The sequence below is a fragment of the Brevundimonas basaltis genome, assembly GCF_014202075.1.
Classification (GTDB): Bacteria; Pseudomonadota; Alphaproteobacteria; order Caulobacterales; family Caulobacteraceae; genus Brevundimonas; species Brevundimonas basaltis.
Genome location: NZ_JACHFZ010000002.1, coordinates 141976 through 155049, shown reverse-complemented (window position 1 = coordinate 155049; position 13074 = coordinate 141976). Strand labels below are relative to the sequence as shown.

Here is a 13074-nt window from a genome sequence, read left to right as displayed (position 1 = left end):
GTAGCGCCGGATGGCCAGCCTCAAGGAAATGCGCAATCGGATCGGAAGCGTGAAGTCCACGCAGAAGATCACGAAAGCCCTGAACATGGTCGCCGCGGCCAAGCTGAAGCGCGCCCAGGAACAGGCCGAAAGCGCCCGCCCCTACGCCCGTAAGATGGCCGCCGTGATCGCCAACCTGGCGGCCGGGGTCTCGGGCGACGGCGCGCCCAAGCTGCTGGCCGGCACGGGCTCGGACCAGAAACACCTGATTGTCGTCGCCACCGGCGACAAGGGTCTGGCGGGCGGCTTCAACACCAATGTCATCCGGGCCGCGCGCGAGCGGATCAAGAGCCTGATCGACGCCGGCAAGGACGTCCGCGTCATCGCCGTGGGCCGCAAGGTCCGCGACGGCCTGTCCCGGCTCTATGGCGACCGCATCGTGCAGACCTTCGAGATGTCGGGCCACAAGACCATCGGCCTGCCGGCGGCGGAGCCGATCGCGGCCCTGATCGCCGAGGAGTTCGAGGCCGGCAACGCCGACGTCGTGACCCTGTTCTACAGTCGCTTCCAGTCGGTCATCTCGCAGGTGCCGACGCCGAAGCAGCTGATCCCGGCCGTGGTCGACGGCGACGCCCCGCCGATCGACCTGAACGGCGCGGTGTACGAGTACGAGCCCTCGGAAGAGGAAATCCTCGAGACCCTGCTGCCGCGCAACATCACTACCCAGATCCTGGCGGCGCTGTACGAGAACCAGGCCAGCTTCTTCGGGGCCCAGATGGGCGCCATGGACAACGCCACGCGTAACGCAGGCGACCTGATCAACAGCCTGACCCTGCAGTACAACCGCAAGCGCCAGGCCCAGATCACCACCGAACTGATCGAGATCATCGCCGGCGCCGAAGCGCTCTGATCCGATACCCGCACAGACACGACCTTCCGAACGGAACGAACCGATGACCGACACCGCCGCCCCCAAGAAAACCGCCGCCCGCAAGCCGGCCGCGCCCAAGGCTCCGAAAGCCGCCGCCGCGACCGGCAACGCCGTCGTCACCGCCGGCACCGGCACGGGCAAGATCGCCCAGGTCATCGGCGCCGTCGTCGACGTCGAGTTCGAGGGCCAGCTGCCCGCGATCCTCAACGCCCTGGAGACGCAGAACGTCGACCAGAAGACCGGCCAGCCCTTCACCCTGGTGCTGGAAGTCGCCCAGCACCTCGGCGAGAACATGGTCCGCACCATCGCCATGGACACCTCGGAAGGCCTGACCCGCGGCCAGCCGGTCGTCGACACCGGCGCCTCGATCCAGGCCCCGGTCGGTCCGGGCACCCTCGGCCGCATCATGAACGTCGTCGGCGCGCCGATCGACGAGCAGGGCCCGATCAAGACCACCATGTACCGCCCGATCCACCGCGAGGCCCCGAGCTTCGAGGACCAGTCGACCTCGTCGGAAATCCTCGTCACTGGCATCAAGGTCATCGACCTGATGTGCCCCTACACCAAGGGCGGCAAGATCGGCCTGTTCGGCGGCGCCGGCGTCGGCAAGACCGTGACCATGCAGGAGCTGATCAACAACATCGCCAAGGCGTACGGCGGTTATTCGGTGCTGGCCGGCGTGGGCGAGCGCACCCGCGAGGGCAACGACCTCTATCACGAGATGATCGAGTCCAACGTCAACGTGGACCCGGCCAAGAACGGCGGCTCGACCGAAGGTTCCAAGTGCGCCCTCGTCTACGGCCAGATGAACGAGCCCCCCGGCGCCCGCGCCCGCGTCGCCCTGACCGGCCTGGCCCAGGCCGAGTATTTCCGCGACGAGGAAGGCAAGGACGTGCTGCTGTTCGTCGACAACATCTTCCGCTTCACCCAGGCGGGTTCGGAAGTGTCGGCGCTGCTGGGCCGCATCCCCTCGGCCGTGGGCTATCAGCCGACCCTGGCCACCGAGATGGGCAACCTGCAGGAGCGCATCACCTCGACCAAGAAGGGCTCGATCACCTCGGTGCAGGCCATCTATGTGCCCGCCGACGACCTGACCGACCCGGCTCCGGCCGCCTCGTTCGCCCACCTCGACGCCACCACCGTGCTGTCGCGCGACATCGCCGCCCAGGCCATCTTCCCGGCTGTGGACCCGCTGGACTCGACCTCGCGGATCATGGACCCGCTGGTCATCGGCGACGAACACTACCAGGTCGCCCGTTCGGTCCAGGAAGTGCTGCAGCAGTACAAGGCGCTGAAGGACATCATCGCCATCCTCGGCATGGATGAGCTCTCGGAAGAGGACAAGCTGGTCGTCTCGCGCGCCCGCAAGATCCAGCGCTTCCTGTCGCAGCCGTTCTTCGTGGCCGAGCAGTTCACCAACGCCCCGGGCAAGTTCGTCTCGCTGGAAGACACGATCCGCTCGTTCAAGGGCATCGTCGCCGGCGAATACGACCACCTGCCGGAAGCGGCCTTCTACATGGTCGGCGCCATCGAGGAAGCCGTCGAGAAGGCCCAGAAGCTGGCCGAGGCGGCGTAAGCATGGCCGGCAAACTCAGCTTCTCGCTGGTGTCGCCCGAGCGCGAGATCTTCGCGGGCCTCGTGGACCAGGTCGACGCGCCCGGCGTCGAGGGCGACTTCGGCGTGCTGGCCGACCACGCGCCGTTCATGACCGCCCTGCGCGAAGGCGTGGTCACGGTCATCGATGGCGGTTCGCGCCGCCAGTTCGAGGTGCACGGCGGCTTCGCCGACGTCACCCCGGCGGGCCTGACCATCCTGGCCGAACAGGCCTCGGAAGTGGCGGCGGCCTGATCCGCCCATGAGCGGGCCTGACGCCGTCATGGTGCTGGCCTGGATCGGAGCCGTCCTCGGCCCCGTCCTGTGTTTCTTTCTGGTCCGGCGGCTGCTGCGCGGCCGCCGGATTTTTCTTGCCTCGAGCGTCGCGGCCGTCGTGGCCCTCGGCTGGATGCTCGGCGTCTGGGCCTTCATGGTCGAGCCGTCGACCCTGACGGTGCGGCATGTGACGGTCGAGAGCGCGACCTGGCGGGGTCCGCCGCTGCGCATCGGGATCATCTCGGACACCCATGTCGCCGCCCCGCACACCGACGTGGCCCGGATCGAGCGGCTGGTGGCGCGGATGAACGCCGAGCGTCCGGATGTCGTCGTGCTGCTGGGCGACTACGCCGGCGGCCACGAGCCGGCCGGCCTCCGCGCGGCGCCGGAGACATCGGAGATCCTGCGGGGCGTCGAGGCGTTCCGGGGCCTGTCGAGCCCGCTGGGAACCTGGGGTGTGCTCGGCAATCACGGCTCCTGGTTCGACGACGCCGCCATCGCCGCCGCGCTCGACCGGGCGGGCGCGACGGTGCTCGACAACCGCGCGGCGCGGGTGGCGCGGCCTGAAGGGGCCTTCTGGCTCGCGGGCCTGGCTGACATGCATTCGCCGCGCGAGGGGCCGCGCGTGGGCGCGACGCTGGGCGAGGTCACGGACGCGGCGCCGGTGATCCTCCTGACCCATTGGCCCGATCCGTTTCGCGACGTGCCTGAGCGGGTGGCCCTGACCCTGGCCGGCCACACCCACTGCGGCCAGGTGAACCTGCCGGTCATCGGGCGGCTGGTGCATGCGTCGGAGGCTTCGGAACGCTAGCCGTGCGGCCTTTACGACGAGGGCGGCCGCAAGCTGTTCGTCACCGGCGGGGTCGGAGTCTCGATCCTGCCCGTGCGCTTCCGGGCGCCGCCGGAAATCGTGGTGGTGACTCTGAGAGCCGCGTCCGTCCGGCTTGACCCGACGGCGGGAGCCTCTAGATAGCCCTGGCAAGACGAGGCCACGTCCTCGCTCCCGCAAGGCGGGACCAAGTCCGGGACGGCCCGGCCCTTTGCGAGGAGGGCCGACCGATGGCCTGGACGTATCTGATCATCGCCGGACTGCTGGAAATCGTCTGGGCCTATTTCATGAAGCAATCCATGGGCTTCACCCGGCTGTGGCCGAGCGTGGCGACGCTGGGTTTCATGGCCGTCAGCTTCGGCCTGCTGTCGCTGGCGATGAAGTCGATGCCGATGGGCACCGCCTATGTGGTGTGGACCGGGATCGGGGCGGTCGGGGCCTTCGTGGTCGGGGTGGTGTTCCTGCAGGAGCATCTGAGCCCGATGCGGGTGGCGGCGGCGTTGCTGGTCGTTGCGGGGCTGGTGCTGTTCCGGCTGGCGCCGGACGGGACGGCGGCCTGACCGCTTGTCGTCGAGCGCCCCATCCACCATGCTTCGCATGGTTCCCGTCCCCCTGTGGGGGAGGACTAGAGGTCATCATGCTTCAGCTCAGACCGAACTGCGAATGCTGCGACCGGGACCTGCCGTTCGACAGCGACGAGGCCCGCATCTGCACCTTTGAATGCACCTTCTGCGCCGGGTGCGTGGACGGGGCGCTGAACGGCGTCTGCCCGAACTGCGGCGGGGGCTTCGTGCCCCGGCCGATCCGGCCGGTGCGGCTGATGGGGAAATATCCGGCGTCGACGAAGCGGGTGGTGAAGCCGGAAGGGTGTGGGGTCGCTTGAAGGCCTGGCCGCTCCGCCGCGTCTGGGTCAGCTCAACCTTGGTGGGAGGGCTGTGCGTCGTCGTCATGCTCTGCATGAAGGTCGGCCTGTTCGTAGCGCTGCCCGAAGTCACACCGGCCTTCCGTGCCGGTGAGACGACCGCCCCGGAGAACAAGGCTCTCCTCACTCTCTTCCGTGAACTGGTCATCAGCGCCGCGCTGATTCCGTTCATCGAGACCCTGCTCGTGTTCTACTTGCCCGGTCTGGCGCTGCACCGGGTTCGTGGCCGGGTCGGCGCTGTGGCGTTCGTTGGGTTCACCGGGGCGGTAGGGTGGGCGTTCCACGGGGCGGACATTCACGCCCTGGCTCACGGGCTGTGTTTCGCACTTCTCGGGGCCTGGTTCTGGACGGTCATGGTCGCGCAGGGCCGCGGACGCGCTGTCCTGGCGACGACTCTGGCCCACGGAACATGGAACGGTCTGCTCCTGCTCCTTTGGTTCGTGTGGGGCGGAACCTAGACCACCAGCGGCGCGAACAGGGCGACGACCTGCTCGTAGGCGGCGCGCTTGAAGGGAATGACGAGGTTGGGAGCGTCTTCGAGGGGGGCCCAGCGCCAGGCGTCGAACTCGATCTCTTCGTGGGCCTCGAGGTCGATCTCGGACTCGTCGCCGGTGAAGCGGAAGGCGAACCATTTCTGCTTCTGGCCGAGCCAGCCGCGCGCCTGCTTGGTCCCGCCGTAGTCGGCCGGGAAGGCGTAGGTGATCCATTCGATGGACTTGGCCAGAAGTTCGGCGGAGGTGACGCCGGCCTCCTCGTACAGCTCGCGGCGGGCGGCGGCCTCGTAGTCCTCGCCCTCGTCGACGCCGCCTTGCGGGAATTGCCAGTTGTGCGGCCCCGGCGTTCCGGCGCGCCGTCCGTACCAGACGCGCCCGTCCGGATGGAACAGCACGACGCCGACGTTGGGGCGGTATTGGCTGAGGTCGTCGGTCATGGGGTCAGGGTCTAGGGCCTGGGGGCTGGGGAGGGAAGAGGGACGGGCGACCGCCTTCGGTCTCCCCTAGCCCCTAGTCCCTTGCCCCGGTCCCTGGAACCTACCGCCCCGGCCGATTGGCCAGCGCCGAGGCCGGGGCCAGTTGCAGGCCGCGGTCCTTCAGACCGGCGGTCCAGCGGGCGGCGGCCTCGACGGTGACCGGATAGCTGAAGCCCGTGCCGAGGGCCGAGCCGCGGGTCTTGGCGAGGGCCTCAAGGGCGTTGAGCTGGCCCATGATGGCGGCGGGGGACTGTTGCTCGTCGATGATGCGGTTGGCGCTGGCCCGGGCCCAGGCGCCGGGGCGGCGGCTCATCGAGCCGTCGTCGAGGAAGGCGACGCCGCGCTGGCGCAGCACGCCCATGAAGGCCGTCATGCCCTCGTCCGAGGTGGCGAAGCGGTCGCCGAGATAGTTGGTGACGCCGAAATAACCGGTGGCGCGGCCAAGCAGCCAGTTCATCTTGGCCTGGATGTCGTCGGCCTCGGCGTTGGCGAGGAGGGTGTAGGGGCCGGGGTCGTTGTTGGGATAGCCGGTCGGCTCCATCGGCATTTCCAGCATGACCTCGTGACCCTGGGCGCGGGCCAGGTCGATCCAGCCCTGCAGACCCTCGGCGTAGGGCACGAAGCTGAGGGTGACCTCTGGCGGCAGGCGTTCGATGGCCGCGCGGGTGGTGGCGGCGTTGAGGCCGAGGCCGCCGACGATCAGGGCGACTCGGGGATTGCCGTTGGAGACGAACGGGCGGGCGTAGGCCTGGGCCGGAACGCGGCCGTCAGGGGCGATGCGCGGCAGGGGCCCGTCCGGGCCTGGCTGGCTGAGGCCGGCGATGGGGGCGGCCGGCAGCGGCTGGGCGGCGAGGCGCGGAGCGGTGACCGCGGCGCCGGTTCCGGAGACGGTGGCGCCGTCAGGCAGGGTGATGACCGCCTCGCCCATCAGGGCCGGATCGCCGTCGGCGGTGAGGTCCTGGTAGAGGCCCGAGCCGTCCAGCGAAAAGGCTTCGAGACCGGTGGGCACGGGCGTCGGGGCGGCGGCGGGGCGGTTGAGCGCGACGCGGGCCGAGGGGGCGCCGGCCCGCGGGTCGCCCAGCACGGTGACGAACAGCGCCGCGGCGCCGAGCAGCAGCACGCCGGCGGCGGCCACGGCCACCGGCGGCTTCTTCAGCACGCGCAGCACGGGGGCGAGGATTTCGGCCACGGAGCGACGGGCGGGCGGTGCGCCCGCGGTGGCGGCGAGGACGGATTGGCGCTTGGCGAACATGGGCAAGGAACTGGCGCTCGAACGGGAGCCCGCGGGACGGACTCCTTCAAGGCCTACATTGACCGCACGTCGGTTAAGAAAGCCTAACGCGGTGTTAGGCATGAGGAGGGGGGCTTAGGTCTTAGGGCTTAGGAATTAGGGAGCGAGAGGATGCACTGAATGCATGCAGAACGCACAGCACCCATACCTAAGCCCTAAGCCCTAAGCCCTAAGCCCCAAGCCCTAAACCCTAAGCCCTAAGCCCTAAGCTCCAAGCCCTCGACCTACGGCGTCTCGTCCGCCTCGGGCGACACCGCCGCCATCGCCGTGCCAGGGGGGGTGACGACGATGCCTTCCGGGGCCGCGGCCAGCCGGGTCAGGTTTCCGCCGGCGCGGAGCACGTCGAAGGCCCGCTCGAGCTGATAGTCCTTGTCCTTGTCCCAGGCTTCGCCCGGCGCCTCGTGCGGAATGTGCGGGCCCTTGCGCTCGGCGCCGATCGAGGCGTCCAGGGCCGTGGCGTAGGCGGCTTCGGAATAGATGAAGTTCGAGCGCGACACGATCTTCGCCTCGGCCTCGGAGCGGGCCACCTCGAGATCCGGCTCGATGCCGATCTTCTGGATCGAGGCGCCGGACGGGGTGTAGTAGCGCGCTGTGGTGATCGACAGGGCGCCGTCGGCGCCGCCGCGCAGCGGTATGACGCTCTGCACCGAGCCCTTGCCGAAGCTGGTCAGGCCGATGATCGTGGCGCGCTGATGGTCCTTCAGGGCGCCGGCGACGATTTCCGAGGCCGAGGCCGAGCCGTAGTTGATCAGCACCGCGACCGGCAGGCCGCCGGTGAGGTCGCCCGGGCGCGCGGCGTAGCGCAGAATCTGATCCGGACGGCGGCCGCGCTGGCTGACGATTTCACCGCGTTCGAGGAAGGCGTCCGACACCGCGATGGCCGCGTCGAGCAGACCGCCGCCGTTGTTGCGGAGGTCCAGCACATAGCCCTTTATGGCCGGGTTCCCGCGCTTCAGCCGGGCGATGGTCTCGCCCAGTTCACGGCCCGTGTTCTCGTTGAAGGTCGAGATGCGCAGTACGCCAAAGTCGCCCTCGATGCGGCCGGTGACGGAATCGATCTTGATGATTTCGCGGGTCAGGACGACCTCGCGCGGCTCCTCGCCGTCGCGCAGGAAGGTGACCTTGACCGAGGTGCCGGCGGCGCCGCGCAGTTTCTCGGACACCTGGCTGACGGTCAGGCCGGTCGAGTTCTGGCCCTCGATGGCCGAGATGACGTCGCCGGCCTGGACGCCGGCGCGGGCGGCGGGAGCGCCGTCCATCGGCGAGATGACCTTCACCAGCCCGCCCTCGGACGAAATGGTCAGGCCGACGCCGGTGTATTGGCCCTCGGTGCGCTCGCGCAGGTCGGCGAAACCCTTGACCGGGAGGTAGGAAGAGTGGGGGTCCAGCGCGCCCATCATGCCCTGCAGGGCGGCCTCGATCAGTTTCTTGTCGTCGACGGGAACGACGTAGTCGCGCTCGACCGTGGCGAGGGCGTCGCCGAACAGGCCGATCAGCCGGAAGGCTTCGTTGCGGGGGGTCTGGCCCGCGGTCGTGGCGGCGCCCAGTCCGACCACGGTGGCGGCGGCGACGCCGATCAGCAGAAACTTGCGCATTGGTCTTCTTCCAGCGGGCCGGGGAGGCGGCCTGAACGTCGTAACCTATGGGGCCGCCGGCGCCCAAATCGTGACCGGGGGACGGCGGGACGATAAAATCAGCGTCATCGGGGGAAGGGAAGGGGAAGCGCGCGGTGGGCGAGGAATTAGGGCTTAGGGCTTAGGGCATAGGAATTAGGGTTCAGGAGGAGGGCAGACCCCCGCCTTGCGCTTTTTCCTAAGCCCTAGCCCTAAGCCCTCACCTGAGCCACGGCGCCGGATCGACCGGGCGTTCGTCGCGGCGGAGTTCGAAGGCGATTTCGCCGTCGGCGCCGGTGCGGCCCAGGGTCTGGCCGTCCACGACGCGGTCGCCGGTTTCGACCGACACTTCGTCGAGACCGGAGACGACGCCCCGCCAGCCCGGGCCGAGGTCGAGAATGATCACCTGACCCCAGCCGCTTAGCGGGCCGGTCCAGGCCACGCGGCCGGCGGCAGGCGCGCGGGCCTCGATATCGTCGCCCCGCCAGCGCCAGCCGGTCGAGCCGCCGCCGAAGCGGACCGAGGGAACGCCCCCGACCGGCGGAGTCAGGTGCTCGCGGCCGGCGGGGCGGCGGGCCGTGGCCGGGACGGCGTCGGCGTCGGGACCCGGCACGGGGCCGCCAAGGGCGCGCAGCCGCGCTTCGAGCGCGCGGGCGGCGCGTCCGGCGGTCTCCGCCTCGGCGCGCAGGACGGTGCGCAGCCGGGTTTGACGCGCGGTCAGGGCCTCGATGCGGGCGCGCCGGTCGCCCTGTTCGCTCTCGGCGGTGAACAGGGCCTCGCTGTTCAGAGCGGCGAGACGGCGGATCCGGACGATCTCGGCCTGACGGTCGGCGAGGGCCTCGGCGCGGGCGTGAAGCTCGGGGGCCATGGCCTTCATCAGGATGGCGGCGCGAACCGTGTCGACGGCCTTGTCAGCGGGGACCAGCAGCGGCGGCGGCGGGCGGCGGCTCATCATCTGCAGGGCCGAGAGCAGGCGCGTCTGACGGCCGCGCGCCTGCGCCAGCCGGGCCACGAGGGCGGCTTCCCGCTGGCTGAGGCTGCGCAGACGGTCGCGCTGGGCGGCGATGGTCGCATCTCCGGCGGAGACGTCGGACCCGAGCGCCGCCAGCTCGCGCTCCAGCCGGGCGATCTCCGTGGCGGCTTCGGCGGCCTCGGCGCGAAGGCGCGAGGCGCGGGCGCGCTCGTCGCGGAACTCGGCCTGCAAACGGGCGACCTCGGTCGACTGCGGGGCGGCGGCGGCCACCGGCAGGGCGGTCAGGACGAAGACGAGGGCGAGGGCGGCGGGGCGCATAAGACCTTTTGCGCGAAATCTGAGCCCGGATGCGAGTGCACCCGAACCGATTTCGCTTCTAGTCCCGATGATAGGGCGATCCGGCCAGGATGGTCACGGCGCGATACAACTGCTCGGTCAGCATCACCCGGGCGAGGGCATGGGGCCAGGTCTGGGGCCCGAAGGCGAGGGTCGAGGCGGCGGCGTCGCGAACGCTGGCGTCCAGCCCGTCGGCCCCGCCGATGGCGAAGACCAGCCGCCGCTCGCCCTGGTCCCGGAGCAAAGCGATGTGGTCGGCGAAGGCGCGGCTGGAGAAGGCCTTGCCGCGCTCGTCGCAGGCGATCAGATGCGCGCCCTCGGCGGCCTTGAGGATCAGCTCGGACTCGGCCGCCTTGCCCGGCTTGCGGGCCTCGAGATCGACCAGTTCCAGCGGGCCCAGTCCCAGTGCGCGGCCGGCGAGGGTGGCGCGCCCGGCATAGTCGGCGGCGAGGGTCGCCTCGGGGCCGCGCCCCGGCTTGCCGATGGCGATGACGGCCAGCTTCACGGAGTGCGCCTAGGCGCGGGCGTCGACGCGGTGGCCGCTGTCGACCGACCAGATTTTCTCGATGTTGTAGAACGAGCGGACTTCCGGCCGGAACAGGTGGACGATGACGTCGCCGGCGTCGAGCAGGACCCAGTCGCAGTGCGGCAGGCCCGAGACCTTTACCTTGCCGAGGCCGTGCTCCTTCAGCGTGCGCTGAAGGTGATCGGCGAGGGCGCCGACGTGGCGGTGCGATCGCCCGGAGGCGACGATCATGGTGTCGGCCATCGGGCTTTTGCCCTTCAGGTCGATGAGCACGATGTCCTGGGCCTTGTCGTCGTCGAGACGCGACAGAATGGCCGTTTCAAGGGCCGTGGCGCCGACGGGAAGGGGAGCCTCGTGACCGCTCGGGGGACCGTCTTCGGAATGGATGGGCTCGATGGGGTCCATCTCGTGCGCCGTGTTCGAGACGGCGCTGTCTTGCGCATCGTGCGCGGGCGAGGGGGTCAGCGGAGGGCTCCAGGGAGATTACTAAAGCGGCAGTCTAGCACGGACGGGCCGGGGCGTCACGCACCGGGCCGACCGGCCTTCGCCGCCGCCCTGAGCGCGGTCGAGGAGCGGGAGTTGAGCGGCGCGTTGAGCAGGGTCCAGGCCGGGGCCTCGAGGTGCGGCAGCAGGCGGGCGCGGGCGGCGGGGACCCGGGCGAAGGCGAAGCGGGCGGCGGCGGGGGCGGTGCGGCTGTCCAGCTCGGAGCCGGGCCGGGCGATCACCGCCACGGGCATCAGCCGCAGGATGTCTGTCCAGCCCCGCCAACGATGAAAACTCGCCAGATTGTCGGAGCCCATCAGCCAGACGAAGCGCACGGCGGGGTGACGGGCGGTCAGGGCGCGGAGGGTGTCGACGGTCCACTGCGTATCGGCGCGGGTCTCGAAGTCCGAGACGATCATCGACGGCCCGGCGGCGGCCTTGGCGGCGGCGGCGCGGGCTGAGGCCATGCGCTCGGCGAGGGGGGCGCTGTCGCGGGCGTCCTTCAGTGGGTTCTGCGGCGAGACCAGCCAGACGACGCGGTCGAGATCGAGCCGGCGCAGGGCGGTCTCCGCGACATGGGCATGGCCGTCGTGGGCCGGATTGAAGGAGCCGCCGAACAGGCCGACCTTCATGCCGGGCTGGAGGCCGAGGCCGTCGCGCAAGGCGCCCCGGCGGGGGCCGGAGGCTCGCGGCGCGGGACCGGCGTGGAAGAAGGTCAAGACGGGCTCGGGGGCGGGCGCGGCGACTTATGCTCACCAGCGCCCTAACACGGTGGCGCGGCTCTGTCGCGGACGTTCAGCCCGGCTGCCGCTTGAAGGTGTCGCCGACTTCGGTGGCGTCTGGCCCGTCGGGACCGGCGGTCCGCCGTTCGTGCTCGCCGGTCCGTTTCACCGCCTCGTCGGATGTCGAGGCGTCGGGCTTGCCGAGCGGGATGGCGCCGTTGTCGTCGCGGCCCGGGGTCTGGATGTCGTCGCTCATGAGATCGCCTCCTTGTGGTCTAGGAAGCGGCGGGCCAACCCAGTTGTTCCGCTCCCTCGGTTACGGCCGCGTCTGACCCTTGCCGCGGACGACGTATTTGAAGCTGGTCAGCTGTTCGGCGCCGACCGGGCCGCGGGCGTGGAGGCGGTCGGTGGAGATGCCGATCTCGCCGCCGAAACCGAACTCGCCGCCGTCGGCGAACTGCGTCGAGGCATTGGCCAGCACGATGCCGGCGTCGGCCTCGGCGAGGAAGCGTTCAATGGCGGCCTCGTCGGAGGCGACGATGGATTCCGTATGGCCAGAGCCGTAACGGGCGACATGGTCGAGGGCCTCGTCCATGCCGTCGACGACCTTCACGGCGAGGATCGGCTTGAGATATTCGGTGGCCCAGTCGTCGTCATTGGCGGCGGCGGCTCCGGGGATCAGGGCGCGGGCGGCGGGGTCGGCGCGCAGTTCGCAACCGGCGCCGGTCAGGTCGGCGGCGATCCGCGGCAGCAGGTCGTCGGCGACGGCCTTGTCGATCAGCAGGGTCTCGGCGGCGCCGCAGACCGAGACGCGGCGCATCTTGGCGTTGACGGCCACGGCGCGGGCCATGTCGGGATCGGCGCTGGCGTGGACATAGACGTGGTTGACGCCTTCGAGGTGACCGAGGACGGCGACGCGGGCCTCGTTCTTGACCCGCTCGACCAGCGAGCGCCCGCCGCGCGGGATCAGCAGGTCGATCGAGCCGTCGAGGCCGGTCAGGATCTGGCCGACGGCCGCGCGGTCGCGGGTGGTGACGATCTGCACCGTATCGGGCGACAGCCCGGCCGAGGTCAGGCCCTCGACCAAGGCCTCGTGGATGGCGAGGTTGGAGCGCAGGCATTCCGAGCCGCCGCGCAGGATGACGGCGTTGCCGGCGCGCACGGCGAGGGCGGCGGCGTCGGCGGTGACGTTGGGCCGGCTCTCATAGATGATGGCCAACACGCCCAGCGGGGTGCGGACGCGCGCGATGTCGAGGCCGTTTTCGGGGGTCCAGCGGGCCGTCTCGACGCCGACCGGATCGGGGATGGCGGCGATCGACTCCAGCGCGCCGACCACGCCCGCCAGCCGCTTCTCGTCGAGCGCGAGGCGATCCATCATGGCGTCGGCCATGCCCTTGGCGCGAGCGTCGTCGAGGTCGGCGGCGTTGGCGGCCAGAACCTCCTTCGAGCGACCGCGCAGGGCCGAGGCCATACCCTTGATGGCTTTGGTCCGGGCGTCGGCCCCGGCCAGGGCCAGGGTGCGGCTGGCGGCGCGGGCGCGCCGGCCCATGGCCAGCATATCGGCTTCCAGAGAGGATTCGGCGGTCGGGGCGGGGGTTTCCAGTGTCATGGTCATGTCCTTTAAGGTCGC

16 protein-coding genes are annotated in these 13074 nt (G+C 70.3%); 7 read left to right on the top strand and 9 right to left on the bottom strand.

Features of this window, described 5'->3' with window-relative positions; translation table 11 throughout:
• The first annotated feature begins 10 nt into the window (after positions 1 to 10).
• The 7 genes from HNQ67_RS05230 to HNQ67_RS05200 all read left to right on the top strand — a co-directional run bounded on the left by HNQ67_RS05230 (position 11) and on the right by HNQ67_RS05200 (position 4988).
• A complete protein-coding gene (locus HNQ67_RS05230; RefSeq protein WP_183253078.1) occupies positions 11 to 889 on the top strand; it encodes a F0F1 ATP synthase subunit gamma in 879 nt (292 codons plus the stop codon).
• A 43-nt stretch (positions 890 to 932) separates the two neighbouring features.
• Entirely contained in the window at positions 933 to 2486 is a 1554-nt protein-coding gene (atpD, locus tag HNQ67_RS05225) for a F0F1 ATP synthase subunit beta (RefSeq protein WP_183253076.1), read from the top strand.
• Positions 2487 to 2488: 2 nt separating this feature from the next.
• On the top strand, positions 2489 to 2758 hold the full coding sequence (locus tag HNQ67_RS05220) for an ATP synthase F1 subunit epsilon (RefSeq protein ID WP_183253074.1): 270 nt from the start codon (positions 2489 to 2491) through the stop codon (positions 2756 to 2758).
• Positions 2759 to 2765: 7 nt separating this feature from the next.
• The gene (locus HNQ67_RS05215) at positions 2766 to 3590 is read left to right on the top strand and encodes a metallophosphoesterase (protein ID WP_183253072.1); all 825 of its coding nucleotides are present in this window, start codon (positions 2766 to 2768) and stop codon (positions 3588 to 3590) included.
• 248 nt (positions 3591 to 3838) lie between these two features.
• Complete coding sequence (locus HNQ67_RS05210; RefSeq protein ID WP_183253070.1) at positions 3839 to 4168, top strand: DMT family transporter; 330 nt, start codon at positions 3839 to 3841, stop codon at positions 4166 to 4168.
• A gap of 77 nt (positions 4169 to 4245) precedes the next feature.
• On the top strand, positions 4246 to 4491 hold the full coding sequence (locus tag HNQ67_RS05205) for a DUF1272 domain-containing protein (RefSeq protein WP_183253068.1): 246 nt from the start codon (positions 4246 to 4248) through the stop codon (positions 4489 to 4491).
• Positions 4492 to 4565: 74 nt separating this feature from the next.
• Positions 4566 to 4988, top strand: a complete 423-nt coding sequence (locus tag HNQ67_RS05200) for a hypothetical protein (protein WP_183253066.1) — start codon at positions 4566 to 4568, stop codon at positions 4986 to 4988.
• Here the strand turns inward: HNQ67_RS05200 and HNQ67_RS05195 are convergent.
• From HNQ67_RS05195 to HNQ67_RS05155, 9 genes are all read right to left on the bottom strand, one after another.
• Positions 4985 to 5461, bottom strand: coding sequence for an RNA pyrophosphohydrolase (locus tag HNQ67_RS05195; RefSeq protein WP_183253063.1), 477 nt, complete (start codon positions 5459 to 5461; stop codon positions 4985 to 4987). The two genes, HNQ67_RS05200 and HNQ67_RS05195, sit on opposite strands and share 4 nt — an antisense overlap.
• Before the next feature lie 100 nt (positions 5462 to 5561).
• Complete coding sequence (locus HNQ67_RS05190) at positions 5562 to 6752, bottom strand: divergent polysaccharide deacetylase family protein (RefSeq protein ID WP_183253061.1); 1191 nt, start codon at positions 6750 to 6752, stop codon at positions 5562 to 5564.
• Between the two features lie 263 nt (positions 6753 to 7015).
• A complete protein-coding gene (locus HNQ67_RS05185) occupies positions 7016 to 8386 on the bottom strand; it encodes a S41 family peptidase (protein WP_183253060.1) in 1371 nt (456 codons plus the stop codon).
• Positions 8387 to 8624: 238 nt separating this feature from the next.
• The gene (locus HNQ67_RS05180) at positions 8625 to 9695 is read right to left on the bottom strand and encodes a murein hydrolase activator EnvC family protein (RefSeq protein WP_183253058.1); all 1071 of its coding nucleotides are present in this window, start codon (positions 9693 to 9695) and stop codon (positions 8625 to 8627) included.
• A gap of 58 nt (positions 9696 to 9753) precedes the next feature.
• The gene (rlmH, locus tag HNQ67_RS05175) at positions 9754 to 10218 is read right to left on the bottom strand and encodes a 23S rRNA (pseudouridine(1915)-N(3))-methyltransferase RlmH (protein ID WP_183253056.1); all 465 of its coding nucleotides are present in this window, start codon (positions 10216 to 10218) and stop codon (positions 9754 to 9756) included.
• A 9-nt stretch (positions 10219 to 10227) separates the two neighbouring features.
• The gene (gene rsfS / locus HNQ67_RS05170) at positions 10228 to 10644 is read right to left on the bottom strand and encodes a ribosome silencing factor (RefSeq protein WP_183253054.1); all 417 of its coding nucleotides are present in this window, start codon (positions 10642 to 10644) and stop codon (positions 10228 to 10230) included.
• Between the two features lie 116 nt (positions 10645 to 10760).
• The gene (locus HNQ67_RS05165) at positions 10761 to 11441 is read right to left on the bottom strand and encodes a nicotinate-nucleotide adenylyltransferase (RefSeq protein WP_183253052.1); all 681 of its coding nucleotides are present in this window, start codon (positions 11439 to 11441) and stop codon (positions 10761 to 10763) included.
• Positions 11442 to 11517: 76 nt separating this feature from the next.
• A complete protein-coding gene (locus tag HNQ67_RS05160; protein ID WP_183253051.1) occupies positions 11518 to 11700 on the bottom strand; it encodes a hypothetical protein in 183 nt (60 codons plus the stop codon).
• A gap of 60 nt (positions 11701 to 11760) precedes the next feature.
• Positions 11761 to 13059 carry a glutamate-5-semialdehyde dehydrogenase gene (locus HNQ67_RS05155; RefSeq protein WP_425486335.1) on the bottom strand — a complete coding sequence of 433 codons (1299 nt, stop codon included), beginning with the start codon at positions 13057 to 13059 and terminating at the stop codon, positions 11761 to 11763.
• Positions 13060 to 13074 lie beyond the last annotated feature (15 nt).

Coding starts and splice junctions, on each gene's coding strand:
- HNQ67_RS05160 (WP_183253051.1), bottom strand. CDS start 11,700: ATGAGCGACGACATCCAGACCCCGGGCCGCGACGACAACGGCGCCATC.
- HNQ67_RS05155 (WP_425486335.1), bottom strand. CDS start 13,059: ATGACCATGACACTGGAAACCCCCGCCCCGACCGCCGAATCCTCTCTG.
- atpD (WP_183253076.1), top strand. CDS start 933: ATGACCGACACCGCCGCCCCCAAGAAAACCGCCGCCCGCAAGCCGGCC.
- rsfS (WP_183253054.1), bottom strand. CDS start 10,644: ATGGACCCCATCGAGCCCATCCATTCCGAAGACGGTCCCCCGAGCGGT.
- HNQ67_RS05200 (WP_183253066.1), top strand. CDS start 4,566: ATGAAGGTCGGCCTGTTCGTAGCGCTGCCCGAAGTCACACCGGCCTTC.
- HNQ67_RS05220 (WP_183253074.1), top strand. CDS start 2,489: ATGGCCGGCAAACTCAGCTTCTCGCTGGTGTCGCCCGAGCGCGAGATC.
- HNQ67_RS05215 (WP_183253072.1), top strand. CDS start 2,766: ATGAGCGGGCCTGACGCCGTCATGGTGCTGGCCTGGATCGGAGCCGTC.
- HNQ67_RS05210 (WP_183253070.1), top strand. CDS start 3,839: ATGGCCTGGACGTATCTGATCATCGCCGGACTGCTGGAAATCGTCTGG.
- HNQ67_RS05230 (WP_183253078.1), top strand. CDS start 11: ATGGCCAGCCTCAAGGAAATGCGCAATCGGATCGGAAGCGTGAAGTCC.
- HNQ67_RS05195 (WP_183253063.1), bottom strand. CDS start 5,461: ATGACCGACGACCTCAGCCAATACCGCCCCAACGTCGGCGTCGTGCTG.
- HNQ67_RS05205 (WP_183253068.1), top strand. CDS start 4,246: ATGCTTCAGCTCAGACCGAACTGCGAATGCTGCGACCGGGACCTGCCG.
- HNQ67_RS05180 (WP_183253058.1), bottom strand. CDS start 9,695: ATGCGCCCCGCCGCCCTCGCCCTCGTCTTCGTCCTGACCGCCCTGCCG.
- HNQ67_RS05185 (WP_183253060.1), bottom strand. CDS start 8,386: ATGCGCAAGTTTCTGCTGATCGGCGTCGCCGCCGCCACCGTGGTCGGA.
- HNQ67_RS05190 (WP_183253061.1), bottom strand. CDS start 6,752: ATGTTCGCCAAGCGCCAATCCGTCCTCGCCGCCACCGCGGGCGCACCG.